Consider the following 635-nt stretch of genomic DNA (forward strand, 5'->3'; position numbering starts at 1 on the left):
CGCGCGCTTTGAAGCATGGCTCGAAGCGCAATGGGCGTCCGGCTGTCAGGTAGAACAGCAATTGTGGCGAGAACTCCAGAAACAAGGCTATACCGGAAGCCGGGTGACCGTCGCACGATGGGCCGCAAACAGATCTGCATGTGCAGACTCGGAAGGAGCAACGCAACCACGCTCGGCCTGGAAAGCTCCATCGCGTCGTCGCTGTGCTTGGTATCTGAGCCAGGATTCAGATCAGATCGATGCTGAAACCAGGCTGTTTCTTTGCCACCTGTTTGTACAAGCTCCGGAACTCGCCACGACGGCCGATCTGGCGAAGCGGTTTGTGTCCCTTCTCAATGGAGACGATGTCGCTGCGCTCGATGAATGGATCGAACAAGCAACCAACAGCGAGCTTAACAGCTTCGCCAACGGCATCACGCGCGACATCGATGCCGTCCGTGCGGCAATAACGACATCCTGGACAACCAGTCCAGTCGAAGGCCAGATCAACAAGATCAAGGCCATCAAACGACAAATGTATGGTCGGGCAAGCTACCCGTTATTGCGTCGACGCGTCCTCTTGGCTGCTTGAGGGCAACCCGACAAACAATCCGCCCCCAGTCGCTCAAGCTGCACCAAATACGCGGAAGAACCCT

Annotated in this window: 1 protein-coding gene; it reads left to right on the top strand. The window is 56.7% G+C overall.

Features of this window, described 5'->3' with window-relative positions:
• Positions 1–571 (top strand): transposase (locus J6525_RS46640; RefSeq protein WP_225649637.1); only part of this gene is annotated, 571 nt, incomplete at its 5' end.
• Positions 572–635: the final 64 nt, after the last annotated feature.

The sequence above is a fragment of the Bradyrhizobium australafricanum genome, assembly GCF_020329495.1.
GTDB classification, from domain to species: Bacteria; Pseudomonadota; Alphaproteobacteria; order Rhizobiales; family Xanthobacteraceae; genus Bradyrhizobium; species Bradyrhizobium australafricanum.